The sequence below is a fragment of the Antarctobacter jejuensis genome (assembly GCF_052266595.1).
Taxonomy (GTDB): domain Bacteria; phylum Pseudomonadota; class Alphaproteobacteria; order Rhodobacterales; family Rhodobacteraceae; genus Antarctobacter; species Antarctobacter jejuensis.
This window is the reverse complement of sequence record NZ_JBQQXJ010000001.1, coordinates 417,401-431,563: the sequence shown is the minus strand read 5'-3', so window position 1 is coordinate 431,563 and position 14,163 is coordinate 417,401. Positions and strand designations below refer to the sequence as shown.

14 protein-coding genes are annotated in these 14,163 nt (G+C 62.3%); 10 read left to right on the top strand and 4 right to left on the bottom strand.

The features are described from left to right. Positions 1-6 precede the first annotated feature (6 nt). From ACTXGA_RS02085 to ACTXGA_RS02055, 7 genes are all read left to right on the top strand, one after another. On the top strand, positions 7-1,341 hold the full coding sequence (locus ACTXGA_RS02085; RefSeq protein WP_443391454.1) for a sigma-54-dependent transcriptional regulator: 1,335 nt from the start codon (positions 7-9) through the stop codon (positions 1,339-1,341). Positions 1,342-1,451: 110 nt separating this feature from the next. Further along, entirely contained in the window at positions 1,452-2,120 is a 669-nt protein-coding gene (locus ACTXGA_RS02080; RefSeq protein ID WP_443391453.1) for a DUF6639 family protein, read from the top strand. A gap of 266 nt (positions 2,121-2,386) precedes the next feature. Continuing rightward, the gene (locus ACTXGA_RS02075) at positions 2,387-3,094 is read left to right on the top strand and encodes an ABC transporter permease (RefSeq protein ID WP_443391452.1); all 708 of its coding nucleotides are present in this window, start codon (positions 2,387-2,389) and stop codon (positions 3,092-3,094) included. Further along, positions 3,087-3,845 (top strand): ATP-binding cassette domain-containing protein, encoded by a 759-nt coding sequence (locus tag ACTXGA_RS02070; RefSeq protein WP_443391451.1) that lies wholly within the window; start codon positions 3,087-3,089, stop codon positions 3,843-3,845. Before ACTXGA_RS02075 ends, ACTXGA_RS02070 begins: the two co-directional genes overlap by 8 nt. Positions 3,846-3,883: 38 nt before the next feature. Then, positions 3,884-4,690, top strand: coding sequence for an ABC transporter substrate-binding protein (locus ACTXGA_RS02065; RefSeq protein WP_443391450.1), 807 nt, complete (start codon positions 3,884-3,886; stop codon positions 4,688-4,690). A 35-nt stretch (positions 4,691-4,725) separates the two neighbouring features. Continuing rightward, positions 4,726-5,604 carry a substrate-binding domain-containing protein gene (locus ACTXGA_RS02060; protein ID WP_443391449.1) on the top strand — a complete coding sequence of 293 codons (879 nt, stop codon included), beginning with the start codon at positions 4,726-4,728 and terminating at the stop codon, positions 5,602-5,604. A 212-nt stretch (positions 5,605-5,816) separates the two neighbouring features. Further along, positions 5,817-6,377 (top strand): helix-turn-helix domain-containing protein, encoded by a 561-nt coding sequence (locus ACTXGA_RS02055; protein WP_443391448.1) that lies wholly within the window; start codon positions 5,817-5,819, stop codon positions 6,375-6,377. A 220-nt stretch (positions 6,378-6,597) separates the two neighbouring features. Here the strand turns inward: ACTXGA_RS02055 and ACTXGA_RS02050 are convergent, their stop codons facing one another. Then, positions 6,598-7,971, bottom strand: a complete 1,374-nt coding sequence (locus tag ACTXGA_RS02050; protein WP_443391447.1) for an L-serine ammonia-lyase — start codon at positions 7,969-7,971, stop codon at positions 6,598-6,600. 212 nt (positions 7,972-8,183) lie between these two features. On the opposite strand from ACTXGA_RS02050, the gene ACTXGA_RS02045 reads away from it, so the two are divergent. Both ACTXGA_RS02045 and msrB read left to right on the top strand, forming a co-directional pair. Next, the gene (locus tag ACTXGA_RS02045; protein WP_443391446.1) at positions 8,184-8,747 is read left to right on the top strand and encodes a fasciclin domain-containing protein; all 564 of its coding nucleotides are present in this window, start codon (positions 8,184-8,186) and stop codon (positions 8,745-8,747) included. Between the two features lie 123 nt (positions 8,748-8,870). Continuing rightward, positions 8,871-9,335 (top strand): peptide-methionine (R)-S-oxide reductase MsrB, encoded by a 465-nt coding sequence (msrB, locus tag ACTXGA_RS02040; RefSeq protein ID WP_443391445.1) that lies wholly within the window; start codon positions 8,871-8,873, stop codon positions 9,333-9,335. Between the two features lie 206 nt (positions 9,336-9,541). On the opposite strand, the gene ACTXGA_RS02035 is transcribed toward msrB, so the two are convergent. After that, positions 9,542-10,165 carry a J domain-containing protein gene (locus tag ACTXGA_RS02035; RefSeq protein ID WP_443391444.1) on the bottom strand — a complete coding sequence of 208 codons (624 nt, stop codon included), beginning with the start codon at positions 10,163-10,165 and terminating at the stop codon, positions 9,542-9,544. A 73-nt stretch (positions 10,166-10,238) separates the two neighbouring features. Here ACTXGA_RS02035 and ACTXGA_RS02030 point away from each other — a divergent pair, with 73 nt between their 5' ends. Beyond that, positions 10,239-10,496 (top strand): BolA family protein, encoded by a 258-nt coding sequence (locus tag ACTXGA_RS02030; protein ID WP_443391443.1) that lies wholly within the window; start codon positions 10,239-10,241, stop codon positions 10,494-10,496. A 582-nt stretch (positions 10,497-11,078) separates the two neighbouring features. Here ACTXGA_RS02030 and gatB read toward each other — a convergent pair. Continuing rightward, positions 11,079-12,593, bottom strand: coding sequence for an Asp-tRNA(Asn)/Glu-tRNA(Gln) amidotransferase subunit GatB (gene gatB / locus ACTXGA_RS02025; protein WP_443391442.1), 1,515 nt, complete (start codon positions 12,591-12,593; stop codon positions 11,079-11,081). A 73-nt stretch (positions 12,594-12,666) separates the two neighbouring features. Then, positions 12,667-13,926 (bottom strand): hypothetical protein, encoded by a 1,260-nt coding sequence (locus ACTXGA_RS02020; protein WP_443391441.1) that lies wholly within the window; start codon positions 13,924-13,926, stop codon positions 12,667-12,669. Positions 13,927-14,163 lie beyond the last annotated feature (237 nt).

Below are 14,163 nucleotides of genomic sequence, written 5' to 3'. Positions count from 1 at the left end.
GACCGTATGACAACACTGGACGACTATGGGCGTACGCTCAGCACCGCCTCGGTCCTCGTCATTGATGACGAACCGGGAATGCGCAATTTTCTGGCCAAGACACTAGGGCCACGGGTCAAAAGGCTGGCCGAGGCGGCCTCTGCCCGCGAGGCGACGGAGCGTCTGGATGAGGCGCAATTCGACGTCATCGTCGTCGACAACAAGATGCCCGGTGGCTCCGGTATCGATTGGGTGACCGATCAGCGGCGCAAGGGCCTTTATGCAGAGGTGGTGCTGATCACCGCCTATGCGGATCTGGAAACGGCCATCGCGGCGCTGCGGGCGGGCGTGTCGGATTTCATCCTGAAACCCTTTCGCGCCAATCAGTTAATCGGCGCGGTGGCGCGCACGCTTGACCGGGGCGCGCTGCGGCGGGACAACCGCCTGTTGCGGCATGCGCTGGGCACCGAAAACGCCACCCGGCTGATCGGGCATTCGCCGCCGATGATGGAAGTGCGCGCCATACTGGAAAAGCTGGCGCCCTTGCCGACGCCGGTTCTGTTCACCGGTGCGACCGGTACGGGCAAGGAACTGGCCGCGCGCACCCTGCATGGCATGGCGGCGCGATCGACCAGCCCCTTTGTCGCGGTGAACTGCGCGGCCATCGCCCCGGACAGCATCGCCGCCGAACTTTTTGGTGCGGTCGAGGGGGACCGCCTGCGCCCCGGCCTGTTCCTGCTGGCCGATGGCGGCACGCTATTCCTGGACGAGGTCGCGCAGATGTCCGAACCCTTGCAGGCCGCGCTGTTGCGGGTGCTGGAGGATCAGCGCGTGCGCCCCTTGGGGGCAGAGCGGGAGATCCCGCTGAACCTGCGCCTGACCTTTGCCACCAACACCGATCTGGAGCGGGCGGTGGAAGAGGGGCGGTTCCGGGCGGATCTGTATCACCGGCTCAACGTGCTGAAGATCGAGATGCCGCCGCTGTGTGACCGGTCTGAGGACATCACCGAGCTTGCCGCGCTGTTCATGCAGCATTTCTCCAAGGCGCTGGGGTTGCCTGCTTTGAAGCTGGATGACCACACGCTGATGAAACTGCGCCGCTATCATTGGCCCGGCAACGTGCGCGAATTGCGCAACATGATCGAACGATCCGTGATCCTTGGCGGCTTCCCGGATGAGTTCGCGGGCAGTGGGACCGTCACAGGCGCACAGGCGATCGAGAATCTCGATCTGGTGATGCAGCGCCACATCCTGCACATCCTCGAACAATCCGGCGGCAACCGGGCCGAGGCCGCGCGGCGACTCGGTGTTTCGCGCAAGACCATTGACCGCAAGGTGGCCAGTTGGGGCGAAGGTGTCTGACCGGGTTCCGAAAGCCCCGGCAGTCTTGGCCGCGTTTGACAATACCCCGATCGGTTAGTCTACTTCGTTCAGAGTGAGACCGCAGGGGCGCTGGCAAGGGGGGCGGACATATGATCGTCAGAGCGTCGCTGACCCTCATCCTGATGGCAGGACAGCTTGGGGCGCAGTGTTCGAACGGGGTAATCGACATCGCGCCTGCCTCCAAGGCGTACAGGGACCGCATTTGCAGTGTGACCGACGGTTTTCTTCCTGTCCTCTCCGCTTGTGGTCTTCGTCTTTCCCGCTCGGTCACGGTTGAGGCGGTGCCCGAGATGGCTCCTGACGTTGCTCATTGCCTTGGCGCTTATCGGTGCGAACAAGAGCGTATCGAGGTTCTCGATCCCGACGTCTTGAAAACCAATACCTTGGCCGTGGAATTATATGGCGGACTTTCGGGCGCGGACCTCTTTGCGGGCATCCTGACCCACGAATTGACCCATGCCGCGATAGAACACACGATTGGTGACCGCGAAATCACGCATTCTGGTCATGAATATATCGCTTATGCCATGCAGATCGCCGGGATGCAGGCCTCTCATCGGGCGACTTTCTTTGCCGGTCGCGACATGCCGACCCAAGTGGACATTGGCTACTTCAACCCTTTCATCCTTATGGCCGCACCGGAGAAATTTGCTGCGCTGGCCTATGTGCATTTCAGCCATCCAGAGAACGGATGTGGATTCATCGCAAGCGTATTGTCTGGCGAAATCGTGCTTGGAGACCCTGCAAATGATCTCTGAGTCCCGGAACGCTCGAACCTCATTTTCTCGGGCGCGGATGGACCGGTTCACGTCGGTCGATCTGATATTCCAGCACCGTTCGAATGGCGGCAAGAAATGCACTGCAAAATTTCCGGCCTGAAGCGGACACATTGACCCTGACATCTCTGCGGTTTTCTGCGGTGTGGGTCACCTTGTCCCTTGGTTTGCCTTGATTTTCGATGCGTGTTCTTCTTAAGCTGATATGTAATTGGGGGATTGTTCCCGTAAATTTTGCAGGAGAAAACATGCAGGACATGGGAGAGGCCCTTGCTGTCGCTTTTGCGCTCGTCCTCTCCGGCGATCCCGACCTGATCGAGATCGTGGCCCTGTCTCTGCGCGTCAGCCTGAGCGCCACGGTCGCCGCCTGTGTGATTGGCCTGCCGCTGGGGGCGCTGGTCGCGGTCACCCGTTTTCGCGGGCGCGGCGCAGTTCTGGTGCTTATGAATGCGCTCATGGGTTTGCCGCCGGTGGTGGTGGGCCTGATCGTCTACCTGCACCTGTCGCGCGCTGGCCCGCTGGGCTTTCTTGGCCTGCTGTATACGCCCACGGCGATGATCATCGCGCAGACCATCCTGATTGCCCCCATCACCGCCGCCCTTTCGCGGCAAGTGATCGAGGATATGCACGCCGAATATGCCGATCACTTCCGGTCGCTCTGCCTGAGCGCATTGCAAACCATGCGCGCGCTGTTGTGGGATGCGCGTTATGCGCTGGTGACCGTGGCGCTGGCGGGGTTTGGCCGCGCCGTGGCCGAGGTGGGCGCCGTGATGATCGTCGGCGGCAATATCGACCACCTGACCCGCGTCATGACCACGGCCATCGCGCTGGAAACCTCCAAAGGGGATCTGCCGCTGGCGCTGGGCCTTGGCATCGTGCTGATGGTCCTTGCGCTGGGGGTCAACGCCCTTGTCCACAGCCTCCGCCTCACAGCCAACAGGTACGCCTATGCCTGACGACGCCTTGTTTTTCCCGGCCGGTCTGGCCCGCGCCAAAGCCGCCTCGGCGGGTCTCTTGCCACTCAACGTCAGCGACCTTGTGCTGGAACTGGATGGCAAGCGGGTCATCGACGGGCTGAACCTGACGCTAGGGCCGTCTGGCTGCACCGTGATCCTTGGGCCCAACGGTGCAGGCAAATCGCAACTTTTGCGGCTGCTGCACGGGCTGATTGCGCCGACCTCCGGCACTATCGACTGGAACGGCAACAGCGCGGATAAGGCGCGCAACCGCCATGCGTTGGTGTTTCAAAAGCCGGTTCTGTTGCGCCGCTCGGTCGCCGCCAACATCGACTTTGTCCTGAAGTCGCGCGGCCTGCCAATGTCGCGCCGGGATCAGCTGCTGGACCATGTCGATCTTGCCCACAAGGCGCGCCAGCCCGCCCGCCTGCTGTCCGGTGGAGAGGCGCAGCGCCTTGCACTGGCCCGCGCGCTGGCGACCCGGCCCGAGGTGCTTTTCCTTGATGAACCCACGGCAAGCCTTGATCCCGCTTCTGTCAACCGGATCGAAGAGATCATGCGCGACACGGCGGCGCGCGGCACCCGCGTGATCCTTGTGACCCACGACATCGGGCAGGCGCGCCGGATGGCCGATGACGTGGTTTTCTTGCACGGCGGTCGCGTTGTCGAACACGCCCCAGTCACCCGCTTTTTCCCCCGGCCAGAGACCGCGCCCGCGCGCGCGCATGTCTCTGGCGGGCTTGTTTTCTGAAACCCCAAACCTTTTAAAAGACCGAAGGACCACCAGAAATGAAGACCACTCGCCTTGCTGCGCTTTTCGGCGCGGCCCTGCTGCCCTGTGCCGTTTCGGCGGATATTCTCGTGCAGTCGACCACCTCGACCGCCAATTCCGGGCTTTACGATCACCTGTTGCCGATCTTCACAGAGGCGACCGGAATCAAGGTCAATGTCGTCGCCGTCGGCACCGGGCAGGCGATCCGCAATGCGATGAACTGTGACGGCGACGTGTTGTTGGTTCACGCCAAGCCCGCGGAAGAGAAATTTGTCGCCGAAGGCTATGGCACGCAGCGAACCGACCTGATGTACAACGATTTTGTCATCGTCGGCCCGACCTCTGACCCGGCGGGAGTGACCGGCCTGACCGATGTGCAGGCTGCATTGAAACAGATTGCCGACAGTCAGGCCCTCTTTGCCTCGCGCGGGGACGATTCCGGCACGCACAAGAAAGAGCGCGCGCTCTGGGCGGCGGCTGCGCTGGATCCCACCGGTGCCTCGGGCGAGTGGTACCGCGAAACCGGGTCGGGCATGGGGGCCACGCTGAATGCGGGCATCGGCATGGGCGCCTATGTCATGACCGACCGCGCCACCTGGATCAGCTTTGGCAACAAGCAGGACTATCAAATCCATGTGCAGGGCGACGCGGCCATGTTCAATCAATACGGGGTGATCCCGGTCAGCGCAGAAAAATGCCCCTCTGTTCAGGCGGATGAGGCGCAGGCCTTTGCTGACTGGCTGACCTCGGAGGCGGGTCAGCAGGCCATTGCTGCCTACCGGGTCGCCGACCAGCAGCTGTTCTTTCCCAACGCGCCCAAATGAGCTAGGGCAGGGGGGTCTTCACTTCAGGCCCCCCAATGGACCCGCAAAAAGCCCCCGAATACCTGACTGTTGCCGAACTGGCCGACTTGTTGCGCCTGAAAGAGCGCAAGATCTATGATCTTGCCGCCTCGGGTCAGGTGCCCTGTTCGCGTGCAACCGGAAAGCTGCTGTTTCCGGCGCGTGAGGTCCGCGCGTGGATCGCGGCGCATAGCTCGGGTCTGAGCGCCGCACCGGACCCGCGCCCGCGCGTCCTGTTGGGGTCTCACGATCCCCTGCTGGATTGGGCTGTGCGCGAAAGCCGCTGCGGCCTTGCCACCTATTTCGACGGCTCGCTGGACGGCTTGCAGCGGTTCACCGCGCATGAGGGCGTGGCCTGCGGCATGCATGTCTTTGACGCGGAAAGCGACGACTGGAACATCGCCAGCGTCGTCGCCGCCGGGGCACCGGATGCGGTTCTGATCGGCTTTGCCCGTCGCCGTCGCGGGCTGGTCCTGCGCGCGGACGGGCCGCAGATCGCGACCCTTGGCGATCTGGCGGGACACAGCTTTGCGCCGCGTCAGCCGCTTTCAGGCACCGATGCGCTGTTTCGACAGCTGGCGGCGGATGCCGGTCTGGACTCAGGTGCTCTGACGCTGACCCCGGTCGCCCGGACAGAGACAGAGGCCGTTCAATCGGTGGCGCGCGGAGAGGCAACTGCCACATTCGGGCTGGAAACCGTTGCGCGCGACTTTGGCCTGCGCTTTGTCCCGGTTATCGAAGAGAGGTTTGACCTGCTGGTGGACCGCGTCGCCTATTTCGATCCGCCGCTGCAACAGCTGCTGGAATTCTGCCGGACCGAGGGGTTCAAGGCGCAGGCGCAGCGCCTTGGCGGCTATGACCTGACCGGCCATGGTGTGGTGCGCTGGAACGGCTGACGCAGGCTCAGATGGCGGGACGATACCCGATCCGGGAAAGCGTTTTGACCGCGTGAAGTTACCGCACAAAGCCGATGCAACCGGTGAATTACCCCATGTGACGCGGGATTTTTGGGCAGACTTCTCATCATCCGGCGGACCCTGAATCGTTGCCTTTGAGCGGGAATCCGTATCTAATTCGAGATACGGGATAGTTTCCCGGGGGGATAAAAATGAAGAGCGATCTGACGGTCCGCCTCGCCGGGCGCCTGTCGGCGCTACGGGCTGCCCGTGGCTGGACGCTTGATCAACTCGCGGCGGCAAGCGGCGTCAGCCGTGCGGCCCTGTCGCGGCTCGAGAATGCCGAGGTCAGCCCCTCGGCCGATGTTCTCTCGCGCCTGGCGGCGGCGCATGAAATGTCTTTGTCACGTCTATTTGCAATGATCGAAGATGGGTTTTCTGCCCATGTCACGCGGGACGAACAGGCGCTTTGGCGGGATGGTGAAACCGGTCTGACCAAACGCTTCGTGTCGCCCGCGGCGGCGGCTCTGGCCGGTGAAGTGGTCGAATGCAAGATGACGCCGAATTCGGAAATGGTGCAGGATACACCCGAGGTTGTCGGGCAGGAAAACCACCTGATCCTGTTGTCTGGCTACCTGCACGTCAATCTTGACGGGTCGGATTATGATCTGGGTCCGGGGGATGCCTTGCGCTATCGCGAACACGGCGAGGTGCGGCTGATCACGGACAGGGGGCAGGCCGCCAAATTCATGATGGTCAGCGTCACCAGCTAAGCGCCCTTGCCACCCTCGACTTGCACCGCGCCCGGCCAGTCACCCGCGCGATCGAGGTCAGGTCGCGCAGGGCCCCGGGCGGCGATTTCGCAGCTTGCGTCTGGGGCCAAAGTTCTAACAGTGTGTTAATTCGCCTCTGTAACCCATTGATCTGGCATTCCCCCTAACCTGTCCACGCGTGGACACCACCAACGGGGATCACCTTGCGGTAGGCCGGGCCTCAGCAATTCGGAACGTTGACTGCCAGCCCGCCCAAACTCGTTTCCTTGTATTTCTCGCTCATGTCGTGGCCGGTCTGACGCATCGTCTCGATGCAGGCATCCAGCGGCACAAGATGGGTGCCATCCCCACGCAGCGACAGCGAGGCCGCCGAGACCGCCTTGATCGCGCCCAGCCCGTTGCGTTCGATGCAGGGCACCTGAACCAGCCCCTTCACCGGGTCGCAGGTCATGCCAAGGTGGTGCTCCAGCGCGATCTCGGCGGCGTTTTCCACCTGTTCCGGCGTGCCGCCCATGACCGCGCAAAGACCCGCCGCCGCCATGGCAGAGGCGCTGCCAACCTCTGCCTGACAACCCGCCTCTGCACCGGAAATGGAGGCGTTGTATTTCACCAGCCCGCCGATCGCGGCGGCGGTCAGCAGAAACTCCGGGATGCGCTTGCGCGAGGCGCCGGGCACGTGGTCCAGCCAATAGCGGATCACCGCAGGCACCACCCCCGCCGCGCCATTGGTGGGCGCGGTCACCACCTGTCCACCGGCGGCGTTTTCCTCATTCACCGCCATGGCATACATGCTCATCCAGTCGTTGATGGTATGCGGCGCGGACAGGTTCCGGCCCCGCTCTGCCTGCAACTGGTCGTGGATGTTGCGCGCGCGCCGCTTGACCCGCAGCCCGCCCGGCAATTCCCCGTCTGCGGCCATGCCCCGGTCGATGCAGGCCTCCATCACCTCCCAGATCCGCGCGACGCCTTTTTCGAGATTGTCCGCCCCGCCACGGGACACTTCGTTGGCGTATTTCATCTCGGCGACGCTCTTGCCCGAGGCGTGCGCCATCTCCAGCATTTCGGCCGCCGTCTTGAACGGGAAGGGGACAGGCGCGCCCTGATCGGTGGCCTTGCCTGCGGCCAGTTCCGCCTCTGTCAGGACAAATCCGCCGCCGACGGAGTAATAGGTTTCCTGCAGGATCACGTCGCCCTGCGCATCCGTCGCGCGCAGGATCATGCCGTTGGCGTGGCCGGGCAGGTTGGGCCCGAAATCAAAGACCAGATCCGCCGTGGGGTCAAAGGCCAGTTCCGGCAAACCGTCCGGAGCCACATGTTTCGTTTCGCGGATCTTGGCCAGGGCGGCCTCGGCCTTTTCGTGGTCATAGGTTTCGGGCAGGAACCCGGCGAGGCCAAGAACCGTGGCACGGTCCGTGGCATGGCCGACACCGGTAAAGGCGAGCGAGCCGTGCAGAGTGGCCTTCAGCCCGTGCGCCCGGAAGGGTGCGGCCCGCAATGCATCCAGAAACCGTGCCGCCGCCACCATCGGCCCCATCGTATGGGATGACGATGGCCCGATCCCGACCTTGAACATTTCGAAGACGGATAAAAACATCGCACCCTCCTGCGCTCTTGCCTGACACCTATCGCAACAGGGGCGTGGCGCGGACCCCGAAAGCGACATCCCGTCCGCAAAAGGCGCTCACGCTGCTGTTATGAACATGTGACCGGGTTTCTGAAACTAACGCCAAGGTCCTTCGTGGTTCTGATCAGCCGCACCAGTCAGGTGCGTGTGACAACGCATGCCCCACAGGGAAAGGACACAGAATGAACCCCCTCAAGACAACCGCAGCGATCCTGCTGATGACCGCCGCCCCGGCCCTTGCCGAAAGCCACGCCGACACCGGCAACCCGATGGTCGGCGGGGCGGCGATGTTCCCGGACAGAACCATTGTCGAGAACGCCGTGAATTCCGCCGATCACACCACGCTGGTCGCAGCGGTCAAGGCTGCGGGCCTTGTGGACACGTTGAACAGCGACGGTCCCTTTACCGTCTTCGCGCCGACCGACAAGGCGTTTGGCATGATCAAGGACGAGAGCCTGACTGCGCTGCTGCAGCCCGAAGCCAAGGATCAGCTGATCACCATCCTGACCTGCCACGTGGTCGCGGCCAGTGCCATGTCGGACGCCATCGCCGGAATGATCGCCGATGACGGCGGCATGCACCCGGTGCCCACCGTGGGCGGCTGCATCCTGCAGGCCAAGATGCAGGGCAACGACATCGTGCTGGTTGATGAAAACGGCCGCGAGGCGAGTGTGACGGTGGCGGACGTCAAGCAGTCCAACGGTGTGATCCACGTCATCGATCGCGTCCTGCTGCCCAAGCAGTAATCCCCGGCGCTCATGCGAGGATCAGGACCGTCAGGGTTCCCTCGCGCGATCGTGCGTGCCCCGTTCTTGCCCCCAAAGGCCGGGGCGCGCATCCTTTTCACCAATGGATTCATGGAGACCCCGATGAACAGACGACATTTCCTTGCCGCCGGTGCCGCGTTGCCCTTTCTGGCGCGCGGCGCCGCCGCGGCCAGCGGCAATTTCGAGATCACGCGAACCAAGTCCGAATGGAAGGCTATGCTCAGCGCTGCCGAATACCGCGTGATGCGTGAAGAGGGCACCGAGCGTGCCTTTTCCTCGCCGCTGGACAAGGAGAACCGTACCGGCACATTCCTGTGCAAGGGCTGTGACCTGCCGCTCTATTCATCAAAGACCAAGTTTGACAGCGGCACCGGCTGGCCATCGTTCTGGCAGGCCCTGCCGAATGCCATCGGGACAAAGCGGGACCGCAAATTGTTTGTCGTGCGCACCGAATGCCATTGTCGCCGATGCGGCTCGCATCTCGGGCATATTTTCGATGACGGACCGCAGCCCACGGGCAAACGGCACTGCATCAACGGTGTCAGCATGACGTTCCGGCCAGCTTGAGACTCGGCCCGACGAAACGCAAAAACGGGCACCCGGGAGGAAACTGAGGGCGCCCGTTTTCCGTGAGTGGTTGTGTAGAGTCCCTTTGGACCCTTCCACTATTATTCGCCTTTAGGTTGTAAGTCCAGTGTTATTCACTGCACGACGACAGCCGTGGACCAAAGTAGGGCACGGAGTTTTTTCTGTTCGACGGCCCAAGAGGGCGATCATTTGAAGCTGCGGCTGTCCTTGATCTGATCCCAGGCCCAGACCACCTGCTGCAATTGCTCTTCCTGACTGCGGTCTCCACCGTTCATGTCTGGGTGAAGAACCTTGATCAGACTCTTGTAAACCTTGCGGATTTCCGCCTTGCTCATGTTGTCCTTGGCGTCAAGAATATCCAGCGCCTTACGCTCGGTCGGGGGCAATTTGCGCCCGCCACCGCCGTTCTTGCCGGGGTTGCGCGTCGCCTTGTCGCCCAGCACCTGATGCGGGTCCTCGATGCCCAGACGGGCCCAGGCCTTGGCCTCGGGATCGCGCCAGTCCTTTGTCTTGCGCTCCCAGACCTTGTCCGAACTTTGCTGCGCATTCATCTCTGCTTCGGTCTTGCCGTCAAAGAAGCTCCACTTAGCGTTGTATTCGCGGACGTGGTCCTTACAGAACCAGAAAAAATCGTCCAGCACGTCCGGCGCTTTGGGCGCACGGAATTTGCCCGGTTCCTGACAGTCGTCATGGTCGCAGATCCTCGTAGAGGTCTCTTGCGCGCCAGTCATGCCCTTGCGCCCACGGGGGTTCTTTTTTTTCGCGGACTTGACGGACATGTCGAAACCGAAGGGATCAGGTTTACTCATCTCGGACCTCTTCTCGACTCGGACACCGGAGCATAGACTATCCCCGATCAAGTTACAGGGGGTTACGCGAAAAATGTCACGGGCTGACGACATACGGGAAAAACTCGAAGCGGCGTTTCAGCCAAGCACCGTCGACGTGCGCAATGACAGCGCACGTCATGCGGGCCACAGCGGCGACGACGGCAGCGGAGAGAGCCATTTTCATGTCACTCTGCGCGCGCCGGCGATGGCCGGGAAAAGCCGGATCGCGCGTCACCGCGCGGTGCATTCGGCGCTGGGGGCGGATCTGGTAGCGAAGATCCACGCGTTGAGTCTGGACGTGGACGCCTGACGCGCGGGTGTCGACGTCAGGCAGAACCGGCTGCAAATAAAATGGGGGCGGGTCCAGTGGACCCTGCCCCCGTTATGCAGAAAGAAACGGATAAAAACCCCCGACTAAAATGAATATCTTGGCACGTCGAACTATCCTGACGCTCCCAACAGGAAATCGCTGCCGGTAACACTATGTTAACATATCTGTGTCTGTCTCCGTGAGTCCGGAATACCTTACGCTCAGTCAACTTTTCGCGCGTTTTGGGGATTTTTGACCATTTTTCGTTTGGAAAGCGGTCTTATTTGTCCCGAATCGGCGATTGCAGCGCGGTTCCGACTAAGCTGATTCGAAGCGCGATCTGACGGATTGTCGCAACATAAGCGCGCAGGCGGTTCCTTGCCTTATGCTCGTCCACCGAAGGTTGGGTCATGCTGAAAAAGGCGCGGCAAACGTCGATGACCCAAATCGAAGCGCAGGCCCGAAGGTTGCCCGCAGGCTCACCAACCCGTGCGCTCTTGGCGCCCCCGTGCATGCGCTGCCAGAGGGGCTGTTCCAAATAAGACCAATGCGAATGCGGCGGGGCTGCCCCCGCCGTTTCGTTCAGAGGCCCAGTTTGGCGCTCACGATTTCATTGACGGCCTTGGGGTTCGCCTTGCCGCCGGTCGCCTTCATCACCTGGCCGACGAACCAGCCTGCCAGCTTCGGGTTCTGCTTGGCCTTCTCAACCTGCGCGGGGTTTGCGGCGATGATCTCATCGACGGCGGTTTCGATCGCACCGGTGTCGGTGACCTGCTTCATGCCGCGCTCTTCGACAATCTTCTCGGGGTCGCCGCCTTCGGTATAGACGATCTCGAAAAGGTCCTTGGCGATTTTGCCGCTGATGGCGTCCGACTTGATCAAGGTGATGATGCCTGCAAGCTGCGCCGGGCTTACGGGGCTATCCGTGATCTCCTTGTCGTCCTTTTTCAGACGACCGAACAGCTCGTTGATGACCCAGTTGGCCGACAGTTTGCCGTCGCCAGCAGTGCCGACGACCTCTTCGAAATAGGCGGCATTCACCACCTCGGCGGTCAGGACGCTGGCGTCATATTCCGACAGGCCGAATTCCGTGACGAAACGGGCTTTTTTCTCATCCGGCAGTTCCGGGAGGCTGGCCTTGATATCGTCGACCCAGTCCTGTTCGATCTCCAGCGGCAGCAGGTCGGGGCAGGGGAAGTAGCGGTAGTCATGTGCCTCTTCCTTGGACCGCATCGAGCGGGTCTCACCCTTGTCGGGATCATACAGGCGCGTTTCCTGATCGATCTTTCCGCCCGCTTCCAGAATAGCAATCTGGCGCTTGGCCTCATAGTCGATAGCCTGCTGGATAAAGCGCATGGAGTTCATGTTCTTGATCTCGCAGCGGGTGCCGAGATGGCCGAAATCCTGCGTTTCCATGTACTTTTCGTACTGGCCCGGCAGGCAGACAGAGACGTTGACGTCCGCGCGCAGGTTGCCGTTCTGCATGTTGCCGTCACAGGTGCCGAGGTAGCGCAGGATCTGGCGCATCTTGGCGACATAGGCGGCGGCCTCTTCGGGGCCACGGATGTCGGGGCGGCTGACGATTTCCATCAGCGCCACGCCGGTACGGTTCAGGTCGACGAAGGACATGTGCGGATCCATGTCGTGGATCGATTTGCCCGCGTCCTGCTCCACGTGGATGCGCTCGATGCGCACAAGGCGGGCCACACCCGGCTCCATGTCCACGATGATCTCACCTTCACCCACAAGCGGATGGTACAGTTGAGAGATCTGGTAGCCCTGCGGCAGGTCGGGGTAGAAATAGTTCTTGCGGTCAAAGGCCGAGGTCAGGTTGATCTGCGCCTTCAGGCCCAGACCGGTGCGCACCGCCTGTTCGATGCAGAATTCGTTGATGACCGGCAACATCCCCGGCATCGCCGCGTCCACGAAAGACACGTTCGAGTTCGGCTCTGCGCCGAACTTGGTCGAGGCGCCGGAAAACAGCTTGGCCTTGCTGGCGACCTGCGCATGAACCTCCATGCCGATCACCAGTTCCCAATCGTGCTTGGCCCCGGCGATTACCTTGGGTTTTGGCGCTTCATAGGTCAGATCCAGCATAACAGGTCCTCATGCTCGGGTAAGATTGCCGAGCGGTCTAGAACAGCGCGGGTCAGGGAGCAAGAGCCGCGCGTCAGTCGTCCTTGACCATGCGCATTCCGTCAGCGTCAAAGACCAGACGCCGACCGGCGTCCAGCGCGGGTGCATAAAACTGCGTCAGGCTGGAAAGGGCGCGCATCCGCCCGCGTTTGACCAGATCGCGGTCCTCTGGTTCTGCGTCTGGGTCATGGCGCGGGCAGGCGGCCTCGGCCCAGATCCGGGGATGGATTTCGCGCAGGTGATCCTGCGCGATCCAGCCAAAACACTCCGCCAGCCGGCGATGCGCGCTTCCGTTCATAGAGGCACTGCCCAGCGTGAACCCGGTCAGGGCGGCAAGGAGATTGGCCATTTCCTGTGTCGGGCGTCGCGACAGGATGTCATGTAAGCCTTCGGCGAAAAGCTCTGCGTCCAGACGGCGAAACGCGCCGGAATCGGCACTCAGGACGCCGAAATAGACCCAAGTATATCCTCCGACGCCCCAGACATCCGCTGTCTGCGCCGCCGTACGGCGCGCCTGTTGATCCAGCAGGTCCCAGTTACCGAACCGTGCCGGGCGCAGCTCTCGCCCCAGATCCCGGAAATGACCGGGATTGCCGGGGTCGAGATCGATCAGGTCCTCGTAGTCGTCGGTCACCCGTTCACGCGGATTCGGATCCGCGTCCAGAACCAGGCACCGCACCTGCGCCCAAAGTGCCGAGCCATGCTGGAACGGATCGTAGCGGTCGCTCAGCGCCGTGGCCGCCGCCATGTGGTGGTCGAAACAGGCGCGCCTGTTCTCGGGCAGATCGGCCAAGCTGCGAGCCCCGCGCCAGACCTTTGCCGCATCCACATGGGCAAGCGCCAGAACACTGGCGAAGGCCGGGCAATCGGGCAGGTCTTCCAGCACGGTCTCAAGGGCCTCGAATGCGGCCAGACCTTCTGCGGCATTCTGCCGGGCAGACGCCTGCACGATGGCCGCCCGCACGTCTGACCGCGCCCCTTCACACAGCAACGCCGCCACGCCCCGCAGGCCCGGCGTCAGTTGGCGGGCATTGTCGGCGGTCTCGATCTCCTGGGCCAGGGTTTCCCAATCCTCCTGCCGGGCCAGAAACTGGCCGCGCTGACGCAGGGAGGCACAGGCCTCTGCATCGGGCGCTGGGTCACATATCGGTATCTCGACCCTCGTCCGCAGCGGCGGCACAGAAGGCAAGGGGCGCGGCACCCGCGCTTTGGGGGTGTCGGTCGGTTCCGGCTCTGGGCGTTGCGCCGACAGGCGCGCGCCGATCAAGCGCATGTTGGGAAGCAGTTCACGCATCGTCATGCGTGCCAAGATGCGTGCGATTCGGGGCCAAATCGGGGCACGAAGCGGGTTTTGCGCCGACCTTCTTCCGGCCATTGCCGGGCGTCGATCAGCAAAAGCAAACAAGATGTTGCGCAAGCCTGAACAATCCTCCGCCAGAAATAGCGCGATTTCGCGGGCCGCGTGACGCCATAGGCTGATTTCAGCCCTGCGGCGGCAGGGTGGCTTGATAACTTTGCAGCCTTGGGCAAA

Bases quoted from the DNA above. Each gene is read 5' to 3' on its own strand.
- ACTXGA_RS02020 (WP_443391441.1), bottom strand. From the start codon at position 13,926: ATGCGTGAACTGCTTCCCAACATGCGCTTGATCGGCGCGCGCCTGTCG.
- ACTXGA_RS02045 (WP_443391446.1), top strand. From the start codon at position 8,184: ATGAACCCCCTCAAGACAACCGCAGCGATCCTGCTGATGACCGCCGCC.
- ACTXGA_RS02085 (WP_443391454.1), top strand. From the start codon at position 7: ATGACAACACTGGACGACTATGGGCGTACGCTCAGCACCGCCTCGGTC.
- msrB (WP_443391445.1), top strand. From the start codon at position 8,871: ATGAACAGACGACATTTCCTTGCCGCCGGTGCCGCGTTGCCCTTTCTG.
- ACTXGA_RS02070 (WP_443391451.1), top strand. From the start codon at position 3,087: ATGCCTGACGACGCCTTGTTTTTCCCGGCCGGTCTGGCCCGCGCCAAA.
- ACTXGA_RS02080 (WP_443391453.1), top strand. From the start codon at position 1,452: ATGATCGTCAGAGCGTCGCTGACCCTCATCCTGATGGCAGGACAGCTT.
- ACTXGA_RS02030 (WP_443391443.1), top strand. From the start codon at position 10,239: ATGTCACGGGCTGACGACATACGGGAAAAACTCGAAGCGGCGTTTCAG.
- ACTXGA_RS02035 (WP_443391444.1), bottom strand. From the start codon at position 10,165: ATGAGTAAACCTGATCCCTTCGGTTTCGACATGTCCGTCAAGTCCGCG.
- ACTXGA_RS02065 (WP_443391450.1), top strand. From the start codon at position 3,884: ATGAAGACCACTCGCCTTGCTGCGCTTTTCGGCGCGGCCCTGCTGCCC.
- ACTXGA_RS02055 (WP_443391448.1), top strand. From the start codon at position 5,817: ATGAAGAGCGATCTGACGGTCCGCCTCGCCGGGCGCCTGTCGGCGCTA.
- ACTXGA_RS02050 (WP_443391447.1), bottom strand. From the start codon at position 7,971: ATGTTTTTATCCGTCTTCGAAATGTTCAAGGTCGGGATCGGGCCATCG.
- gatB (WP_443391442.1), bottom strand. From the start codon at position 12,593: ATGCTGGATCTGACCTATGAAGCGCCAAAACCCAAGGTAATCGCCGGG.
- ACTXGA_RS02060 (WP_443391449.1), top strand. From the start codon at position 4,726: ATGGACCCGCAAAAAGCCCCCGAATACCTGACTGTTGCCGAACTGGCC.
- ACTXGA_RS02075 (WP_443391452.1), top strand. From the start codon at position 2,387: ATGCAGGACATGGGAGAGGCCCTTGCTGTCGCTTTTGCGCTCGTCCTC.